Consider the following 15666-nt stretch of genomic DNA (forward strand, 5'->3'; position numbering starts at 1 on the left):
CCGGTCGTTGGCGGTCCGTCCCAGCGTGGGAAGGGGCGGGTGTCCGCAGTGCAGCCAGCGTCGCTCCCGACGCGGTCGCCGCTCAGGACGGGGCGGGATCGCGCACCAGGATCCGGACCGCCCGGGCCGCCGCGATCGCGCCGACCAGCACGGCGTGCCGGGGCTCGGGCACGTCCAGCAGACGGTCGGCACGCAGCGCCGCCAGCGGGGCGAGCCGCCGGTCGGCGAGCACGGTGTCCACCGCCCGCCGGTCGCCGCCGCAGACCAGCGCGCCCAACGACGACGCCTCCGGCAGCAGCAGCCGTACGGCCAGGTCGGCCGCGTCGCCCAGCGCCGCCTTCGCCTGGTTGTCGCGCCGCCGGGCGAAGCGCTGCTGCGACCAGCCCCCGGCGGCGGTGCGCCCCTGCACGTAGCGGGTGTCCACCTTGGAGACCACCAGCTCCTCCCCCGCCGCGACGCCGACCGCCACCGCGCCCTTGCGGGCGAGCAGCAGCCCGATCCGGCGCGGCGCGGTCGCGGCGGCCACGAAGCCGGGCACATCCGGGGTGGCCGGCGCGCCGGGCGGGGTGTGCAGCTCGGCGGTCGCGCCGTCCGGGGCGGCGAGCAGCAGCCCGTACGCCTCGACGGTGGTGGTGGGCGGGCCGTGCCGGTCGGCGAAGCCCTCGACCCACCGGGCGGCCCGGGCGGGGTCCACCTCGACCCAGCGGCCGCCTCCGGCGGCCGGTCGGCTGCTCATACGCCCGAACCTACGGCACGGCGACGCCAACTGACCGCCGTGGGTGGGTGGACGCCCGCGGCGGGCCGCCGCCCCCGCCGGGCGGCAGGCCACCGACCCGGACCCAGCCGGGCAGCGGACGACCGGCTCGGCTAGCCGGGCAGCAGCATCGCCACGGCCAGGGCGGCGATGATGGCGCTGGAGAGCAGCGCGGTCACGAGCCGACCGCGCGGTCCGGTCAGCACCCGGCCGACCAGGGTGCCTCCGCCGGCGATCAACAGCTGCCAGCTCGCCGAGGCGACGAACGCGCCGAGCACGAAGAGGCCGGCGGCGAGCGGATCCGGCTCGGCATGGTCCGTACGGCCCAGCACGAGCGCGGCGAAGTAGACCACGGTCGCGGGGTTCAGCAGGGTCAGCGCGAGCACGCCGGTGAAGGCGCGGACCGGGGTGTCCAGGCCCCGGCGGACGCCGGCGGCACCGGTCGTGGCGCGGGGGCGCAGCGCGCGCCAGGCGCCGTGGCCGGCGAGGATGAGCAGCACCAGTGCGGCGGCCAGCCGCAGCGGCCCGGCGACCGGGGCGATCAGCCCGGCGACGGCAGCCCCGCCGAGGGCCGCCACGGCGGCGTAGAGCCCGTCAGCGGTGGCCACCCCGAACGCGGCGGAGGCGCCGACCCGGAACGACGTGCGGGCGCTGAGCCCGAGGATGAGGACCGCGATCGCACCGACCGGGATGGCGACGCCGTAGCCGGCGAGCAGACCGGCCAGGAACGCGCCGGTCACGACGGTCGGCGGCGGGTCGGGACGCGACCGGACGCGGTCCGCTGTCGCCGTACGGCGGCGGCCGCGGCGACGGGGACGGTCTTCGTCGGGTACGTCTCGATCACCCGCTCATCCTCGGCCCCGCCACCGCGGCCCTGCCACCGAATTCCCCACCGACGCCGTTCATCCGCAGGTGGACGCGACCGCAGGGCTCGGCTGGGGCGGCGTTACCGAGGGTCACAGTTGCCCCGACGGACGAGTTCCTACGTCGGTGTGGTGGGTCTTGGGGCGACGGTGGGGATCGGTGGAAGTCGGCGCAGTGCCCGGATGGCCAGTACGGCGAGCGGTACGCCTACCGCCAGCACGGCGGCAGCCTCTACGGAGGCGATCGTGGCGAGTGTCGTCCGCTGCGCCTGGTTGCTGTAGTCGGGCAGGGTTGCGGTTCGCAGGGCGAGCGCGGTCACGGCGAGCAGGGTGAGCGCCAGTGACCATGGCAGCCTCCGAGATTGGCGGCTGGACACCCGACCGGCCAGGTGGACCACCATGGCGACAGTGACCACCGCGCAGGACAGGCCCGGCCAGTCCAGCAGCCTCAGCGCCGGTCTCGCCGCCTGGATGGTGAACAGCGGCACAGGGACGAGGAAGATGCCGATCGGCAGCGCGAGGAGCCAGGGGCGGCGCGGCACCGGTGGGGCGCCGTGGTGAAAAGCCGCCATTGCGAGTAGCAGGAGCACCTCGACGAATCGCATCGCCCAGGGCGTCACGGACAGCGGTACGTCACCGACGGCTTGTTCCACGGCGGTGGTGATGGCCGGAGGCACGATGGCGAGCAGGGCGACCGCTTGGGCCACCCGCCGGTGTCCGAGGACGAGCGCGACGTAGGCCGGCAACCACGCGTAGTCGGCGAGATTCCACGCGGTGTGCCAGATGTTCGACGACGGGCTGAGTGGCCATTCCAGTTCAGGAGCCGGCAACCAGGCGATCTTCCGGGAGAGCCACAGTGTGACGGCGATGCCGGCGGTGACCATGACGGCGTTGGCCAGCATCGCCATCAGGGTCGCCAGGCGTACGGCTTGTCCCCAGGCGAACGAGCGGGGTGGCGCGTCAGTCCCGCCGAGACGCAATCGAACGGCGAGGGACACGATGCTGGCGACCTCGGACAGGCTCGGCCGGCCGTAGTCCGTGACATACGCGGTGGTCTCGGAGTCGCCGGTGTCCATGCTGTCCAGAAAGGCGGCGACCATGTCGTCTTCCCATTCCTGCCGGTAGGCGGCGGGCAGCAGCCGGAGGACGAACCGGTAGCGCTCCTCCAGCCGGCTCACGACGGCGTCCCCGTGATCGGGTTCCGCCGGTCGCGCAACCGGGTGGAGGCGAGGCGCGCGTTGGCGGCCAGCCGTTGCGCCTCCGCTTCGAGGGCCTGGCGGCCCCGCTCGGTCACCCGGTAGTACCGGCGTAACCGTCCTTGCCATGCCTCCTCGCGGTCCAGTTCGACCAGGCCGTCACCGACGAGTCGGTCCAGGACCCCGTACAAGGAGCCGATCTTCAGCTGCACGCGGCCCCGCGAGAGTTCCGCCACGTCCGCGACGATCCCGTAGCCGTGCCGCGGAGCGTCGATCAGCGCGGTGAGGACGAAGAAGGCTGGCTCTGTCATGGCCCGAGAACTCATCCACCTAATATAGTGGAGGACAAGATATCCTTCCCGTCAGGAGCCAGGCTGGCGCCAGCGGGTTTCACCGGGCCCCGGCATGCGCGGAGCCCACGCCAAGAAGGAGTGACCATGGGCGACGGTGACGCGGCGGACGCCGGCGACCTGGGCGGGCCGGACTTCGCTCCGGCGATACCGGCGGCGGAGAGCAGCGTCGTCGGCGCCCCGCCCCCCAACGGGGCGGCCATCGTCCTGGGCCCCGGATACAGCGGTCAGGTCCTGCTGCCCCGGGCTCCGCAACGGGTTCGGCCACTACCCCCAGTCGCGAGCGGTGACCTTGGCGGCGGCGTTGGAGAGGATTCACGGGCAGCGGCCGACGATCATCCGTAACGGGGTTGGAAGCTGGCAAACGCCCGCACGTCGGCAAGACCGCGCGTCGCCTTGCATGACGAGCGATGGGCGGACGAACGTGCGCTGATCTTGGCAGATCGGCGCACACTCAGCAGTATGTCAGGCATTGCCGGGGCTGTCGTGGGCCATCGATCAGCCGTTGGGGCGTGATTCGATCGCCTGCAGCGACCACCTGTTGCCGTCAGGATCGCCGAAGTAGACGAAGCTGCCCCATGGCTGCACCTCGACCTCGCTGGCATCGACGCCGGCGTCGAGCAGTTGCCGGCGCGCCGCCTCGGCGTCGGCGACCACAACCTGGATTTCCTGGGTGCCGGGAGTCTTGTCGGTGATGCCCTCGCCGATCACGATGGAGCAGGCCGAGCCGGGTGGTGTGAGCTGGACGAACCGCAGGCCCTCGTGCACCCTGTGATCGTGGTCGGCGTTGAAGCCCACCTTCTGGTAGAACGCCTTGGCCCGGTCGACATCGGTCACCGGAACGGGGATGAGTTCGATCTTCCAGTCCATGGACCCACCGTAGGACATGGTTGCGGTTCCGAGCGGGGAGGTTGAAGCGTGGGTATCGCGTGGCGTGACTCGCCGGAAGAACTGGCCGGACTGCCACGCCGACGGGGCCTGGCTCCGGACCGGGTGGACAACGTCGAGGCGGCGTGGAAGGCATTCCGCGTACGTCCGCTGGTCTAGGGTCCCTGGGGTGGTCAGGAACGCGCAGGACGTTGTGGGCGTAATCGAGTCAGACCCGGGAGCGATGGAAGTCCTTCGAGTTACGGCCGACCTTGGATTGTCGGACTGGTGGATCGGTGCCGGCTTCGTACGCAACCGCGTCTGGGACGCGATCAGCAACATCGCGGCCTCGCCGGAGCGCGACGTGGATGTCGCCTACTTCGACCCGGAAAAGCTGGACCCACGCGAGGACGCACGCGCCGAAGCCCAGGCCATGGTGACCCTGCCTGGGGTGCCGTGGGAAATTCGTAATCAAGCACGGATGCATCTGCGCAATGGCGATGAGCCCTACACGTCCGCCATGGACGCGATATCGCGCTGGCCCGAAACGGCAACGTGCGTCGCGGTTACCCTGCGGGGTGACTCTGTTCGCCTGGTGTCCTGCCACGGGTTGGCTGACCTTGTAGGAATGGTTGTCCGCCCCTCTCCAGCCTTCAACAATGCGGCGGGCCGCGCGAAGGTACAGCGCCGCGTGCAGGTCAAGGGATGGCTCGACCGATGGGCCGGACTGCGGCTGGAGATCTAGCGCTCACGCCGGGCGCAGGGAAGGGCAGCCCCGACAGGACGTCCTCCTCTCGGCACGTCCGGATGCATGCACCCCGCGACCTGGTTACCTTGCGTGACGGGCGCTTCGCGGCAGAAGAGGACGTCCGCGAGATTCAGCCGCGGCTGGCGTACAGGTACACGGTGACCACGTCGGGTGCGTCGAGGGTTGAGCAGGACCGATCGGCGCGTGCCGTCGGCGATGGGTTGTTCCTCGACGATTCCGGAGACGGTCTTGGCGGTTTCGGGGTCCCACAGGTTGCCGCCGCCGACGTTGTGTTTCGTGTCGACTGCCCGAACTCCCGGTGCGGGAGCCGCCGTGAACTTTGCCTCGGCGACGAAGGCGTCGAGCGCAGTACGGGGGATGCGGAGCTCCCACTGGTCGGCGGCAGCTCGGGCGAGTTGGTCGCCGTGCCGGCCGACGCTGTGGCCGTAGCCGCGCCCGGCCAGTGTCAGGTCGTCCAGCAGGCACCGGGCGTGCACATCCACGACCATCGGCAGCAGCATCCGGGCCGACGAGCCGGGCGGCGCGGGCCGTCAGCTCGGCGTCGACCAGCTCTCGCGTACTGCGGTGATCGCCTTCTGCCCACGCTTCCGTCCCAGAAGGTAGAATCCCTATTTGTCAGGTAGGCAAAGTAGGTTAGCGTCACCGCCATGACTGGTCGGGAAGCCCTGCTTGACGGCACCGCAGTCGCAGTGTCGCGGGGATGTTGCCGTGGCTGGACCGCCGCCTGCGGCTGCTGCCGCTGAGCCTGCGTCCCCTGACTTCTCGCCTACCGCCGCGTCGCCGACTCAAGACGACACGGCAGCGTTTTCCGCAAGCCCGACCAACAGCCGCTCGCCGCGCCGACGCATGGCCGGAGACTGCGCATCCCGCTCTGCGCGGCGGTCGTGAAAGTGCGGTTACTCGTCAGATCCGAGCCCATACCCAACTACTGAGAGGACGTCCCCTGATGTCACCGTTGACAATGAGACTGGGCGCAGTTGCCGCCACCGCCGCCCTGGGCTGCACTGCATTCGCTGCCACCGGCACCGCCGCTGCTCCGCTCGGCGCCGCAGCCACTCATGCCGGCCCCGGGCAGCCGAACATCGTGTTCGTACTGGCCGACGACCTGGGGTGGGCCGATCTCAGCACCGGCCTCACGAACAAGGGGTCGGGCAACACCTACAACGAAACCCCCACGGTCGACCGCCTCGCCGCGGAGGGCGTCGCCTTCGACAACGCCTACGGCGGTCCCAACTGCGTGCCGACCCGAGCCGCTCTCCTCACCGGGCTCTACGCGCCCCGGCCGACGAACAATCTCTACCTGGTCGGCGACCTGGACCGCGGCGGGGACGGCACGCTACTGGACGGGGCACCGCAGGGGCTCCCAGACGGCGACGACGCGCTGCCGCGTGAGGCCTACACCGTCGGCGAGGCGCTGCGTGACGCCGGCTACGCGACCGGATACGTCGGCAAGTTCCACGTGACCAGGAGCGCCGACCAGATCACGGCCGACTTCGGGTTCGAGGAGAACCTGGGCGGCTCGAACTCGGGACACGCCAGCCAGTACCACGCCATCGACGGGACGTTCAACAACAGCATCGGCCCGGCGTTGGACAGGTTCGCGGCCGACTACACCCAGAAGTACGTCGACGAGAACATCAAGCCCTACTCCCACGGCGCGGACGACACGGCCCTGGACGCCCTCGTCGGCACCGACAAGCACGTGACCGACGCGGTGGCGGACGCGACCGTCGACTTCATCGACCGCCACGCGGACGAGCCGTTCTTCACCTGGATCAGCAACTACGCGGTGCACACCCCGATCGGCGTCAAGCAGCCACGCGCCGACCTGCTTGCGAAGTACCAGGCCAAGCCGGCTGTTCCCGGTCACCCGGCTAATGCGTCGTACTCGGCGCTGCTGGAAGGCCTCGACCAGGGGCTGGCCCGCATCGTGCACCACCTCGAGACCACCCCGGATCCCCGCAACCCCGGGCACCCGTTGGCGGACAACACCATCGTGGTCTTCACCTCCGACAACGGTGGGACCGCGGACGCCGACAACGGCTGGCTCAGCGGCTACAAGGGCGAACTGCGGGAGGGAGGGTTGCGGGTTCCGGCCATCGTGTGGAGCGGGAACGAGCGCCTGGTCGACGGTGGCGTGGTCGACTCGACACCGATCCACGCGGTCGACTACCTGCCGACGTTCGCATCGCTGGCCGGTGCGAAGCTGCCCAAGGGCCTGCGCCCCGACGGTGTGGACCTGAGCGGAATCTGGCGCAACGAAAGCGCCGAGCTCGGCACGCGCCACCTCTTCTGGCACCTGCCTGGGTACCTGATCGCGGGCGCGCGGGACCAGCGCCCCGAGACGGCGATCCGGTCGGGGCCGTGGAAGCTCAGCTACCGCTACGAGACCCAGGACTGGGAGCTCTACAACCTGGACAGCGACATCGGTGAGACCACCAACCTGGCCGCAGCGTACCCCGATGTCACCAAGCGGCTCGGCAGCCGGCTGATCCGCTGGCTCGACGACGTCGACGCGCCGCTGGCCACGCTGCGCGAGGGCAAGGCCCCGATCACCGTCACCTTCCGGGGCACGGCGTACTCCAACGGGAAGATCACCCACTACGACGAGCCGACGCGGCTGACGTTCCAGCCGGGAGACGAGGTGCCGGCGTTGCTGCCCACGGCGGTCACCGACCGATGACCTCCGACCATCACCACCGTACCGCCGGGTCCACCACGCCGAGCTGTTGTGCACCCGGCGGCCCGCAGCAGACCGCGGCGACCGGCGGGCTGCTGCAGGTCGGCCGCCGGCCGCGGCAGCCCGACCCCGTCGACTGGGAGGCTGGCCGGTCGCGCTCCACGCGCGGCCAGGTCAGCCTGCCCGGCGGAAGCTTCGCCATGGGCGACGCATTCGGTGAGGGCTACCCGGGCGACGGGGAAGGTCCGGTGCACGAGGTCACCGTCGGAGCCTTCACCATCGATGCCACGACGGTCACCAACGCAGCCTTCGCGACCTTCGTCAAGGCCACCGGCTATGTCACCGAGGCCGAGGTGCTCGGCGTCTCCGCCGTCTTCCATCTCCAGGTGAAGGCTGAACGTAGCGACGTCGTCGGGGCCGCCACCGGTACCCCCTGGTGGCTCGTGGTCCGCGGCGCCGACTGGCGTCGCCCCTACGGGCCGGCCTCCTCGATCGCGGACCTCCAGAACCACCCTGTGGTCCAGGTGACCTGGAACGATGCCCGCGCGTACGCCGCGTGGGCGGGCAAGCGCCTGCCCACCGAGGCCGAGTGGGAGTACGCCGCCCGTGGCGGCCTCGACCGGGCACGGTTCCCCTGGGGCAACGATCTGCTCCCGCGCGGCCGGTGGAACTGCAACATCTGGCAGGGCGAGTTCCCCCGCCTCAACACCACCGACGACGGCTTCATCGGCACCGCACCTGTCAAGCAGTACGCCCCGAACGGCCATGGCCTGTTCAACATGGTCGGGAACGTGTGGGAGTGGTGCGAGGACTGGTTCGCCACCGACACCTACGCACGGCGCGCCGGCACCGGTGTCGTCGACCCTCGCGGGCCAGCGAACCCGGACGTCTCAGGCCGGCGCGTGATGCGCGGCGGATCGTTCCTGTGCCACGACTCCTACTGCTACCGCTACCGGGTCGCGGCCCGCTCCGGGAACACCCCTGACTCCGCAGCCTCCAACATCGGCTTCCGCTGCGCCTGAACGTCCATCCGGGCGACCCACCTGCTCGGAGGCGCCCTCGCGTCATCCCGCCGGCATTCAACACCACGTCCACGCTCGCTCTCACGGCGAGCGCTGTCTCTTCCTGCCGCTTCCTCTGCATCGGAGGCCATTCCTTGATCACTCGTCGTCAGCTCCTCGCCGGCACCGCCGCCGGTCTCGGAGTCGCAGCGCTCCCGTCCACCGCAACAGCCGAGCCGAAGACCACAGGGCGGCCCCGGCCGAACATCGTGCTCGTGCTCGCCGACGACCTCGGATACGGCGAGCTCGGCGCGTACGGGCAGCGCACCATCGCGACGCCGCGCCTGGACCGGCTCGCCGCCGAAGGGCTGCGCTTCACCGACGCGTATTCCGCCGCGGCCGTCTGCGCGCCCTCACGCTCGGCACTGCTCACCGGCCTGCACGCGGGCCACGAGGCGGTGCGCAACAACCCTGGGGGCGACCCCGACTCAATCGCCTTCTCCGACGGCGACACCACGTTCGCCGAGGTGCTGCGCGCCCGGGGTTACCACACGGGACTGTTCGGCAAGTGGGGCTTCGGTCCCGAGCGCGGCGACCAGCCAAGCCACCCCAATGCCCGCGGGTTCGACGAGTTCCTGGGCTACCTCACGCACGGCCACGCCCACGACTACTACCCGTCGTACCTGTGGCGGAACGGAGAGCGGTTCGAACTGCCCGAGAACGCCGGGTCCGACAAGACCACCTTCGCCCCCGACCTCTTCCACGACCGGGCTCTCGACTTCATCCGGACCCACCGCTCCGAGCCGTTCCTGCTCGTGGTCACCCCGAACCTTCCCCACGCCCCGAGCGACGTCCCCAGCCAGGAGCCGTACGCCGACGAGGACTGGCCCTCGGCGGACCGGGGCCACGCGGCCCAGGTCACCCGGATCGACACGTACGTCGGTGAACTGGTCGACGAGCTCGCCGCGCAGGGACTGCTCGGGTCCACGGTGGTTCTGGTGACCAGCGACAACGGTCCGCACGAGGAGGGTGGCTTCGACCCGGACCGGTTCGACGCGAACGGCCCCCTCACCGGTTACAAGCGCAACCTGTACGAGGGCGGTGTCCGGATCCCGCTGATAGCCTGGGCCCCGGGCCGGATCCGGCCCGGCGTGACCGACCGGCTCACCCAGCAGACCGACCTGCTCCCCACGCTGGCCGACCTGGCCGGCGTCCCCGGACCGCGCGACATCGACGGCCGGTCGTTCAGCTCTCTGCTCGAGCCGCGTCCGACTGCGGCCCCCGCCCAGCCGTACCTCTACTTCTGGCGGCTCGACAACGGCAACACCAGGCGGGCCCGCGAAGTCGATGCCGGCCGCCTGCAGCGGGCAGCCGAGGCGGTACGCGAAGGCAACTGGAAGGCGATCCGTTGGGCGCCGGGCAAGGATCGGACCGTCCCGGACGAGCAGTGGCAGGTCGAACTCTACGACCTTGCCCGCGACCTCGGTGAGACGACCGACCTGGCAGCCACCCACCCCGAGGTCGCGAACCGACTGGTGAGCCTCCTGCGGCAGTCCTGGATCGACGAGGTCACGCGCGAAGGCTACGGCGTCGAACTCGACACCCCGGACCTGCTGCTTCCCGGCGTCACCTACGAGCTCACCGCCACCCTCGCGAACGGCTCGGCGGTGGCCTGGACCGGCGCTCGGCTGGTGCTCTCCGCCCCTCGGGGGTGGACCGTCGAGCCGGCGACCAGCCGGGGGCTCGGACGCCTCTCCCCCGGCGCCCGGGTGAGCACCACCTGGCGGGTCCGGGTGCCCGGGGAGACCACGGCGAAGGAGTGGCCGCTGACCGTGTCGGGTTACGCCGTCGCCCGCGACGCGCCCCTCACCTTCCGCGCCGAGCGCCGCTTCACCCCGCCGCCGTCTCCGCCGGCCACCGACTCGTACCTGAGCGATCTGCCCTGGCTCACCGCGGTCAACGGCTGGGGCCCGGTGGAACTGGACACCAGTAACGGCAAGCAGGCCGCCGGGGACGGCCCACCGATCTCCCTCGGTGGCACCGCCTACGACAAGGGCCTCGGTGTCCACTCCCACTCCGAAGTCACCTACCACCTCGGAGGCCGGGTGGCCCGGTTCACCTCGGTGGTGGGCATCGACGACTTCAGCGCCCGGCAGAGCTCGCGGGGCAACACGATCGCCGAGGTATGGGCCGACGACCAGCTCGTCCACACCAGCGGCGTGCTGCGGGCGTCCACCGGACCCGAACCGGTGGACGTCGACGTTCGGGAGGCCCGGCTGCTACGGCTGGTCGTGCGTGCCGCCGACTCCGGAAACGGCTTCAACCACACGTCCTGGGCAGACGCCTTCGTCCGGCTGGGCTGACGAGCCACCTTCGCGAAATGTGGAGTCCAGGCGCGTCTTGGAACGTGAGATGCGCCAGGAAGCCCAGCCGGAGCCACGTCACGAGACCAGGGCGATTCAGGGTGATCGCTGCCGAGACAACGGCGAGCGCGCCGCCCCCGGAGGGGCGACGCGCTCGACGAGAAACGTGTCAGACGTTGAAGCCGAGGGAGCGGAGCTGGTCGCGCCCCTCGTCGGTGATCTTGTCCGGCCCCCACGGCGGGAGCCACACCCAGTTGATCCGGATGTCGTCGACCAGGCCGCCGCCCGGTCCCGTGGTCAGCGCCTGCCGGGCCTGGTCCTCGATCACGTCGGTCAGCGGGCACGCCGCCGAGGTCAGCGTCATGTCCAGGGTGGCGACGTTGTCGTCGCCGACGTGCACGCCGTACACCAGGCCGAGGTCGACCACGTTGATGCCCAGCTCGGGGTCGACGACGTCCTTCATCGCCTCCTCGACGTCGGCGACGGCGGCCTTGCCCTTGGCCGCCGACGCGGCGGCCGGCGCCCCGTCCGTGGCCGGTGCGGCGGCGTCCGTGGCCGGCACGGCCGCGTCCTCGGTCGCCGGGTTCGCCGCGGTGGCGGTGTCCTCGCTGCTCATGCCTCAACCTCCGTCGGGCTCACGCCCACACCGGCGCGTGCCGCGGCATCCTTGAACGCCATCCACGGCAACAGCGCGCACTTGACCCGGGCGGGGTAGCGGGCGACGCCCGCGAACGCTACCCCGTCACCGAGCACGTCCTCGTCCGGCGTGACCTGGCCACGGCCGGACATCAACTCGACGAACGCCTCGTGCACCCGGAACGCGTCGCCCGCGTCCCGGCCGACCAGCAGTTCGTGCAGCACGCTCGCCGACGCCTGGCTGATGGAACAGCCCATGCCGTCGTACGAGACGTCGTGCAGCACGTCGCCGTCGGTCGCCACCCGCACGGTGACCTCGTCACCGCAGGTCGGGTTGACGTGGTGCGCCTCGGCGACCCGGGCGCCCGTGGCGTCCGGGTCGCGCAGGCCGCGACCGTGCGGGTGCTTGTAGTGGTCCAGGATGATCTCCTGGTAAAGAGATTCAAGCTGCATCAGGGTGAACTCCCGTCGATCCGCGGGCTCCCGCGTCGCCGCTCACTCGAACACCTTCCGCACCTTCTCCAGGCCCGCCACCAGGGCGTCGATCTCCCCGGTGGTGGTGTAGAGGTAGAACGAGGCCCGCGTCATGGCCGGCACGCCGAAGCGGGTGCACACCGGCTTGGCGCAGTGATGGCCGACGCGCACCTGCACGCCGAGCGAGTCGAGCACCTGCCCGACGTCGTGCGGGTGGATGTCGCCGAGGGCGAACGAGATGGTGCCGCCCCGGCCCACCGGCACGGCCGGTCCGAAGATCCGCAGGCCGGGCACCGTGGCGAGGGCGTCCAGCGCGTACGCCGTCAGCTCCTTCTCGTGCCACTGGATGGCCCGCATCCCGATGCCGGCGAGGTAGTCGACGGCCGCGCCGAGCGCGACCGCCTCGGCGATCGGCGGGGTGCCCGCCTCGAACCGGGCCGGCGGCGCGGCGAACGTCGACCGGGCCATGGTGACCGTCTCGATCATCGACCCGCCGCCCAGCACCGGCGGCATCGCCGCCAGCAGCTCGGTCCGGCCCCAGAGCACGCCGATGCCGGTCGGGCCGCACATCTTGTGCCCGGTGAAGACGATGAAGTCCGCGTCGTAGTCGACCACGTCCATCGGCATGTGCGGCACCGACTGGGAGCAGTCGAGCAGCAGCAGCGCGCCCACCTCGCGGACCCGCGCGGTGATCCGCGAGGTGGCGTTGACCGTGCCGAGGATGTTGGACGTGTGCACCAGTGAGACGATCTTCGTCCGCTCGGTGACCAGGTCCTCCAGCCCCGCCTCGTCCAGCCGCCCCTGGTCGGTGACCGGGAACCAGCGCAGGGTCGCGCCGGTGCGCTCGCAGAGCAGCTGCCACGGCACGATGTTCGAGTGGTGCTCCATCTCGGAGATCACCACCTCGTCGCCGGGGCCGAGCCGGAAGCGGGGGTCGGCGTCGGGCCGCAGCGACGCGTTGGAGAACGCGTACGCCACGATGTTGATCGCCTCGGTGGAGTTCTTGGTGAACACCACCTCGTCCACGCTCGGCGCGTTGATGAACGCGGCGATCTTCGCCCGCGCGCCCTCGTACGCCTCGGTGGCCTCGGTGCCCAGGGTGTGCACCGAGCGGGACACGTTGGCGTTGTGCATCGCGTAGTGCTCGCCGAGCACGTCGAGCACCTGCCGCGGCTTGTGCGAGGTGTTGGCGCTGTCGAGGTAGACCAGCCGGTGCCCGTTGACCTCCCGGTCGAGGATCGGGAAGTCGGCGCGCACCTTCGCCACGTCGTAACGCGGCACGTCGTCGTACTGCGGCATCCCCGACGGGATCGCGATGGAAGTCATGTCGACCGGCCCACCCATTCTTCCGAGAGGATTCAGGCCCGCGCCGCGCCGGCCCCGGCGACGTAGCGCTCGTAGCCCTCTTCCTCGAGCTTGTCGGCCAGCTCCGGGCCACCCTGCTCGACGATCCGGCCGGCGACGAAGACGTGCACGAAGTCCGGCTTGATGTAGCGCAGGATCCGGGTGTAGTGGGTGATCAGCAGCATCCCGGTGTCGCCGTTGTCGCGGACCCGGTTGACGCCCTCGCTGACCACGCGCAGCGCGTCCACGTCGAGGCCGGAGTCGGTCTCGTCGAGGATCGCGATCTTCGGCTTGAGCAGCTCCAGCTGCACGATCTCGTGCCGCTTCTTCTCGCCGCCGGAGAAGCCCTCGTTGACGTTGCGCTGGGCGAAGGCCGGGTCCATCTGGAGGCGCTCCATGGCCCCGCGCAGCTCGCCACCCCAGGTGCGCAGCTTGGGCGCCTGGCCGTCGATGGCGGTCTTGGCGGTACGCAGGAAGTTCGCCACCGAGACGCCGGGGACCTCGACCGGGTACTGCATGGCCAGGAAGAGGCCGGCGCGGGCGCGCTCGTCCACGGACAGGGCCAGCACGTCCTCGCCGTCGAGGGTCACCGAGCCGCCGGTGATCTCGTACTTGGGGTGGCCGGCGATCGAGTAGGCCAGGGTGGACTTGCCGGAGCCGTTCGGGCCCATGATCGCGTGGGTCTCACCCGAGCGGACGGTCAGGTCGACACCGGCCAGGATCGGCTTGAGCTCACCCTCGGGCAGCTTGACCGACACCTTCAGGTCGCGGATCTCCAGGGTGCTCATTATCGGGTCACTCCATTGCTCGGCGTGAGACTGACGTAGATGTCGCCGTCTCGGACTTCGACGGGATAGACGGGAACGGGTTCGGTGGCGGGCAGCCCGGTCGGCTCGCCGGTCCTCAGGTCGAAACGGGATCCGTGCAGCCAGCATTCCAGCGTGCATCCCTCGACCTCCCCCTCGGAGAGGGCGACCGCGGCGTGCGAGCACTCGTCGTAGGCGGCGTAGAAGACGCCGTCCTCGCCGTGCACCAGCGCGATCGGGGTGCCGTCGACGTCCGCGCTGACCACGGTGCCCTTCGGCACGTCCTCGGTGGCGCAGAGGCGGATCATCAGGCGCCGGCCTTGGTGAGCCGGGCCTCGATGGCGTCGCCCAGGCGCTCCCGCAGCGACTCGACCGGGATCTTGTTGATCAGCTCGGCGAAGAAGCCGCGGACCACCAGGCGCCGCGCCTCGGCTTCCGGGATGCCCCGGGCCATCAGGTAGAACAGCTGCTCGTCGTCGAAGCGGCCGGTCGCGCTCGCGTGCCCGGCGCCGGCGATCTCGCCGGTCTCGATCTCCAGATTGGGTACGGAGTCCGCCCGCGCGCCGTCGGTCAGCAGCAGGTTCCGGTTGATCTCGTACGTGTCGGTGCCGGTCGCCTCGGCACCGATCAGCACGTCGCCCACCCAGACGGTGCGCGCGCTCTCGCCCTGCAGGGCGCCCCGGTAGCCGACGTAGCTGCGGCAGTCGGGCACGGTGTGGTCGACCAGCTGGCGGTGCTCCAGGTGCTGCCCCGAGTCGGCGAAGTAGAGGCCGTACAGCTCGGCCTCGCCGCCCCGGTCGGTGTATTCCACCGAGGTGTACTGCCGGACCAGGTCGCCGCCGAGGGAGACCTGGACGTGCACCACCTTCGCGTCGCGGCCCAGCCGGACCTTCAGGTGCTGGGCCTGGACGGCGTCGTCGGCCCAGTCCGCGACGGTGACCAGGGTCAGCTTCGCCCCGTCGGCCACGGACACCTCGACGTTGTCGGCCAGCGTGGCCGAGCCGACGTGCTCCACCACCAGGGTCACCTCGGCGAACCGGCCCACCTCGACGAAGGTGTGCCCGAAGGCCAGGCCCTCGACGCCCTCGCCGACCACCCGCAGGCTCACCGGCTCGGCCACCACGGCGTCGCGGGCGACCTGGACCAGCAGCGCCTGGTCGGCCCCGCCGTAGGCCAGCGCGCTGACCCGGTCGACCGGGGTGAGCACGCTGCCCACCCGCGGGTCGTCGGAGCCGATCCGCCCGACGGTGACACCCTCGGGCAGGTCGCCGTGCTCGTGGCGGACCGCGCCGGTGGCGGCCGGCGACGCGCCGACCAGCCCGCGCAGCCGCTTGAGCGGGGTGAAGCGCCACTCCTCCTCCAGGCCGGTCAGGGCCGGGAAGTCGGCGACGTCGTACGAGCGGAGCGCCTGCGACTTGGTGCTGGGCGGCGCGGAAGCCTGGGTAGTCATCTCTTCCTTGGTCTGTTCTACGACGACGGTGTCATTGGTCGGAGGTCGGCCGGTGTTCGCGCGGCCCGGTCGGACGGGTCGGCGTCCACCGGCCCCCGCAGCGGGCCGGCGTT

16 protein-coding genes are annotated in these 15666 nt (G+C 71.0%); 4 read left to right on the top strand and 12 right to left on the bottom strand.

Annotation, left to right across the window (positions count from 1 at the left end; all coding sequences use genetic code 11):
- Positions 1-82: 82 nt before the first annotated feature.
- From OG989_RS28665 to OG989_RS28685, 5 genes are all read right to left on the bottom strand, one after another.
- Positions 83-736, bottom strand: a complete 654-nt coding sequence (locus OG989_RS28665) for an acVLRF1 family peptidyl-tRNA hydrolase (RefSeq protein WP_327029041.1) — start codon at positions 734-736, stop codon at positions 83-85.
- A 131-nt stretch (positions 737-867) separates the two neighbouring features.
- On the bottom strand, positions 868-1494 hold the full coding sequence (locus tag OG989_RS28670; RefSeq protein ID WP_327029042.1) for a LysE family transporter: 627 nt from the start codon (positions 1492-1494) through the stop codon (positions 868-870).
- A gap of 242 nt (positions 1495-1736) precedes the next feature.
- Entirely contained in the window at positions 1737-2795 is a 1059-nt protein-coding gene (locus OG989_RS28675) for a hypothetical protein (protein WP_327029043.1), read from the bottom strand.
- Positions 2792-3124 (bottom strand): PadR family transcriptional regulator, encoded by a 333-nt coding sequence (locus tag OG989_RS28680; protein ID WP_327029044.1) that lies wholly within the window; start codon positions 3122-3124, stop codon positions 2792-2794. Before OG989_RS28680 ends, OG989_RS28675 begins: the two co-directional genes overlap by 4 nt.
- Before the next feature lie 537 nt (positions 3125-3661).
- Positions 3662-4033, bottom strand: a complete 372-nt coding sequence (locus OG989_RS28685; protein ID WP_327029045.1) for a VOC family protein — start codon at positions 4031-4033, stop codon at positions 3662-3664.
- 187 nt (positions 4034-4220) lie between these two features.
- Here OG989_RS28685 and OG989_RS28690 point away from each other — a divergent pair, with 187 nt between their 5' ends.
- Positions 4221-4775 carry a nucleotidyltransferase family protein gene (locus tag OG989_RS28690; RefSeq protein WP_327029046.1) on the top strand — a complete coding sequence of 185 codons (555 nt, stop codon included), beginning with the start codon at positions 4221-4223 and terminating at the stop codon, positions 4773-4775.
- On the opposite strand, the gene OG989_RS28695 is transcribed toward OG989_RS28690, so the two are convergent.
- Positions 4772-5299, bottom strand: a complete 528-nt coding sequence (locus OG989_RS28695) for a hypothetical protein (RefSeq protein ID WP_327029047.1) — start codon at positions 5297-5299, stop codon at positions 4772-4774. The genes OG989_RS28690 and OG989_RS28695 overlap by 4 nt on opposite strands.
- Before the next feature lie 584 nt (positions 5300-5883).
- Here OG989_RS28695 and OG989_RS28700 point away from each other — a divergent pair.
- The 3 genes from OG989_RS28700 (at position 5884) to OG989_RS28710 (ending at position 10843) form a co-directional block, all read left to right on the top strand.
- Positions 5884-7482 carry a sulfatase gene (locus tag OG989_RS28700; protein WP_327029048.1) on the top strand — a complete coding sequence of 533 codons (1599 nt, stop codon included), beginning with the start codon at positions 5884-5886 and terminating at the stop codon, positions 7480-7482.
- Positions 7479-8501 (top strand): formylglycine-generating enzyme family protein, encoded by a 1023-nt coding sequence (locus OG989_RS28705; protein ID WP_151453365.1) that lies wholly within the window; start codon positions 7479-7481, stop codon positions 8499-8501. The genes OG989_RS28700 and OG989_RS28705 overlap by 4 nt, the downstream gene beginning before the upstream one ends.
- A gap of 248 nt (positions 8502-8749) precedes the next feature.
- A complete protein-coding gene (locus OG989_RS28710) occupies positions 8750-10843 on the top strand; it encodes a sulfatase-like hydrolase/transferase (RefSeq protein WP_327031254.1) in 2094 nt (697 codons plus the stop codon).
- A 169-nt stretch (positions 10844-11012) separates the two neighbouring features.
- Here OG989_RS28710 and OG989_RS28715 read toward each other — a convergent pair whose 3' ends face one another.
- Genes OG989_RS28715 through sufD form a run of 6 tightly spaced genes read right to left on the bottom strand, consistent with a single transcriptional unit; the run spans position 11013 to position 15553 of the window.
- Positions 11013-11459 carry a metal-sulfur cluster assembly factor gene (locus OG989_RS28715; RefSeq protein WP_327029049.1) on the bottom strand — a complete coding sequence of 149 codons (447 nt, stop codon included), beginning with the start codon at positions 11457-11459 and terminating at the stop codon, positions 11013-11015.
- Positions 11456-11932 (bottom strand): Fe-S cluster assembly sulfur transfer protein SufU, encoded by a 477-nt coding sequence (sufU, locus tag OG989_RS28720; RefSeq protein ID WP_151453362.1) that lies wholly within the window; start codon positions 11930-11932, stop codon positions 11456-11458. The genes OG989_RS28715 and sufU overlap by 4 nt, the downstream gene beginning before the upstream one ends.
- 42 nt (positions 11933-11974) lie before the next feature.
- Positions 11975-13279: a cysteine desulfurase gene (locus OG989_RS28725; protein ID WP_327029050.1), complete on the bottom strand. Its 1305-nt coding sequence runs from the start codon at positions 13277-13279 to the stop codon at positions 11975-11977.
- Positions 13280-13311: 32 nt separating this feature from the next.
- The gene (gene sufC / locus OG989_RS28730; RefSeq protein ID WP_151453360.1) at positions 13312-14085 is read right to left on the bottom strand and encodes a Fe-S cluster assembly ATPase SufC; all 774 of its coding nucleotides are present in this window, start codon (positions 14083-14085) and stop codon (positions 13312-13314) included.
- The gene (locus tag OG989_RS28735) at positions 14085-14411 is read right to left on the bottom strand and encodes a non-heme iron oxygenase ferredoxin subunit (protein WP_151453359.1); all 327 of its coding nucleotides are present in this window, start codon (positions 14409-14411) and stop codon (positions 14085-14087) included. The genes sufC and OG989_RS28735 overlap by 1 nt, the downstream gene beginning before the upstream one ends.
- On the bottom strand, positions 14411-15553 hold the full coding sequence (sufD, locus tag OG989_RS28740; RefSeq protein ID WP_151453358.1) for a Fe-S cluster assembly protein SufD: 1143 nt from the start codon (positions 15551-15553) through the stop codon (positions 14411-14413). The genes OG989_RS28735 and sufD overlap by 1 nt, the downstream gene beginning before the upstream one ends.
- Positions 15554-15666: the final 113 nt, after the last annotated feature.

Origin of the sequence: Micromonospora sp. NBC_01740 (assembly GCF_035920365.1) — a bacterium.
Taxonomy (GTDB): domain Bacteria; phylum Actinomycetota; class Actinomycetes; order Mycobacteriales; family Micromonosporaceae; genus Micromonospora; species Micromonospora reichwaldensis.

Excerpts from the sequence above, each read along its gene's own strand:
- OG989_RS28665 (WP_327029041.1), bottom strand. The coding sequence starts at position 736 with ATGAGCAGCCGACCGGCCGCCGGAGGCGGCCGCTGGGTCGAGGTGGAC.
- OG989_RS28680 (WP_327029044.1), bottom strand. The coding sequence starts at position 3,124 with ATGACAGAGCCAGCCTTCTTCGTCCTCACCGCGCTGATCGACGCTCCG.
- OG989_RS28685 (WP_327029045.1), bottom strand. The coding sequence starts at position 4,033 with ATGGACTGGAAGATCGAACTCATCCCCGTTCCGGTGACCGATGTCGAC.
- OG989_RS28695 (WP_327029047.1), bottom strand. The coding sequence starts at position 5,299 with ATGCTGCTGCCGATGGTCGTGGATGTGCACGCCCGGTGCCTGCTGGAC.
- OG989_RS28705 (WP_151453365.1), top strand. The coding sequence starts at position 7,479 with ATGACCTCCGACCATCACCACCGTACCGCCGGGTCCACCACGCCGAGC.
- OG989_RS28715 (WP_327029049.1), bottom strand. The coding sequence starts at position 11,459 with ATGAGCAGCGAGGACACCGCCACCGCGGCGAACCCGGCGACCGAGGAC.
- sufU (WP_151453362.1), bottom strand. The coding sequence starts at position 11,932 with ATGCAGCTTGAATCTCTTTACCAGGAGATCATCCTGGACCACTACAAG.
- OG989_RS28725 (WP_327029050.1), bottom strand. The coding sequence starts at position 13,279 with ATGACTTCCATCGCGATCCCGTCGGGGATGCCGCAGTACGACGACGTG.
- sufC (WP_151453360.1), bottom strand. The coding sequence starts at position 14,085 with ATGAGCACCCTGGAGATCCGCGACCTGAAGGTGTCGGTCAAGCTGCCC.
- OG989_RS28735 (WP_151453359.1), bottom strand. The coding sequence starts at position 14,411 with ATGATCCGCCTCTGCGCCACCGAGGACGTGCCGAAGGGCACCGTGGTC.
- sufD (WP_151453358.1), bottom strand. The coding sequence starts at position 15,553 with ATGACTACCCAGGCTTCCGCGCCGCCCAGCACCAAGTCGCAGGCGCTC.